Here is a 2,684-nt window from a genome sequence, read left to right on the forward strand (position 1 = left end):
GCCATCCTCAACTCGGTACTCGCAACTCGGTACTCGCAACTCGCTAGCCGATCCACCCTCCGCCCACGACCACGTCGCCGTCGTAGAACACCGCCGCCTGTCCCGGAGTGATCGCCCGCTGCGCCGCGTCGAACTCCACCCGCACCGCATCCCCAGACGGCGTGATCACGGCCGCCGCCGGCTCGTGCCGGTTGCGTATTTTCACCGTCACGCGCAGCGGCGCGCGCAACTCGTCCACCGCGATCCAGTTCAGCTTCCGCACCGTCATCGTCCGCGAATACAGATCGTCGTTCCCGCCGACCACTACCTCCCGACGATCGCCGCGCAGTTCGATCACATACAGCGCCGACCCGGTCGCCACACCCAATCCCTTGCGCTGTCCGACGGTAAAGTTGTGTATCCCCTCGTGCCGACCGATGGTCTCGCCCGAGGTCGTCACCAGCTCGCCCGCCGTATCCGGCAGCGCCTCGCCTTGCTCCGCCAGATACGCATCCAGGAACTGCTTGTAATCACCATTCGGGACGAAGCAGATCTCCTGCGAATCCGGCTTCTCCGCGAGATGATGCCCCAGCCCGTACTCGCTCGCCTTCGCGCGCACCTCCGGCTTGGTCATCTGGCCGAGCGGGAACAGCGTGCGCGAAAGCATCTCCTGCGACAGTCCAAACAGGAAATAGGTCTGGTCCTTCGCCAGGTCCTTGGGACGCTTCAACAGCCACCGCTCGCGCCCGGCATCGAACGCGACCTGCGCGTAGTGTCCGGTAGCGATCTTGTCGGCGCCGATCTGCCGCGCCTCGCGCAGGAAGTCGGCAAACTTGATGTGGCTGTTGCACAGCGAGCACGGGATCGGCGTGCGCCCTGAGAGATACTCCGCCACGAACGGCTTCACCACATCCGCCTCGAACTGGCGCTCGTGGTTCACCACGTAATACGGGATGCCAAGCTTCTCCGCCACGCGCCGCGCGTCGTAGACATCATCGAGCGAGCAGCATCGCCCGGTGACCTCTTCCGTCATCCCACTCTTTCCCGCCAGCCGCTTCTGGTTCCACAACTGCATCGTCAGTCCGACGAGCGTGTGCCCCTCCGCGCGCAGCATCGCCGCCACGGTCGAGGAATCCACCCCGCCCGACATCGCTACCGCAATCGTCTGCTGCTTGGTCATAAAAATGCAAAAACGCGTGCGTAGCACGCATCCACTCTGCCGAAGGCCGGCGCGCAGTCCCGTTTTTGGACGAAGCGCCAGCCGACCTACCGCGTCGCCGCCGGCACCCGCTTCCAGCTCGGCGAGATCTCCCGTAGCCGCGCCACCGCCTCCGGCACCACGCTCAGCGCGTGCTCGATGTCCTCCGCCGTGGTCAGCTTGCTCAGGCTCCACCGGATCGACCCGCGCGCCCGCTGCGGTCCCATGCCCAGCGCCAGCAGCACCGGGCTTGGTTCGATCGCGCCACTCGAGCACGCCGCCCCGGTCGCCACCGCCACGCCTTTCAAGTCGAGCGCGATCAACAGCGGCTCACCCTCGATGTGGCTGAAGTACAGGTTGCTGGTGTTGGGCACGCGCGGTGCGCCTTCGCCATTCACGCCACATTCTTCGATGGCGCTGACGATCGTCTGCTCCAGCCGGTCGCGCAACTCCGCCACCCGCAGCATGGTGCCATCGTCCACCGACTTCTTCGCCAGCTCGCACGCCTTGCCCAGCGCCACGATCCCGGGGACATTCTCCGTCCCCGGCCTGCGCCCGCGCTCGTGCGTCCCGCCATACATCAGCGGACGGCACTGCGTCCCTTTCCGCAGATACGTTGCGCCCACACCCTTCGGCGCGTGCAGCTTGTGTCCCGAGATGGCCAGCATGTCGCACCCGACCTTCTCCACGTCGATGGGGATCTTCCCTGCCGCCTGCACCGCGTCGGTGTGGAACCACGCATCGGCCTCGGCCGCGATCACTCCGATCTCCTCCACCGGCTGCACCGCCCCGGTCTCGTTATTCGCGTACATCACAGAGATCAGTTTCGTGTTCGGCTTCAGCGCCTTCTTGACGTCGCCCGGATCGACCACGCCGCGCGTGTCCACGCCGACGTAGGTCACCTCGTAGCCGCGCTTCTCCATCTCCTGGCAGGTATTGCGCACCGCCGAATGCTCGATGGCGGAAGTGACGATGTGGTCGCCCACCTCGCACAACCCGAATATCGCCTTGTTGTCACCCTCGGTGCCGCCGGAGGTGAACACGATCTCCGCCGCCCGCGCGCCCAGTAGCGCCGCCACCTGCTCACGCGCGCGCTCCACCGCCGCCCGCGCCTGCTGGCCATACCAGTGGATCGAAGACGCGTTGCCAAAATCGCCCTCGAGATACGGACGCATCGCCTCCCGCACCTCGGGCAGCACCGGCGTGGTCGCATTGTTGTCGAGATAGACCCTTCGCATGGCTTCTATTCTAAACGCTGTCATCATTTCTAGACGCTGTCATCCTTCTCTAAACGCTGTCATCCTTCGCGCCCGCCGCGGCGGGCGCGGAGGGACCTGCAAACACCGCCCACCCCATCACATCGTCCCGTGCTCGCCGCACCGCCCACCCTTGTCACTGTGAGCGAGGCGCGCGCGGATCATTCGCGCGCCGAGTCGAAGAACCCCTATTGCAACCCAAGCTCATTGCTTTGCGCCCCAAACAAAGCGGCGGTCCCGCAAGGCGGGAC

The 2,684-nt window shown here is 65.7% G+C and carries 2 protein-coding genes; both read right to left on the reverse strand.

The window, feature by feature from the left end; all coding sequences use genetic code 11:
* Positions 1-43: 43 nt before the first annotated feature.
* Entirely contained in the window at positions 44-1,159 is a 1,116-nt protein-coding gene (gene mnmA / locus M3P27_11240; protein MDP9268881.1) for a tRNA 2-thiouridine(34) synthase MnmA, read from the reverse strand.
* Positions 1,160-1,245: 86 nt separating this feature from the next.
* Positions 1,246-2,415 (reverse strand): cysteine desulfurase, encoded by a 1,170-nt coding sequence (locus tag M3P27_11245; protein ID MDP9268882.1) that lies wholly within the window; start codon positions 2,413-2,415, stop codon positions 1,246-1,248.
* Positions 2,416-2,684: the final 269 nt, after the last annotated feature.

It is taken from the genome of Acidobacteriota bacterium (assembly GCA_030774055.1).
Taxonomy (GTDB): Bacteria; Acidobacteriota; Terriglobia; order Terriglobales; family Acidobacteriaceae; genus JACPNR01.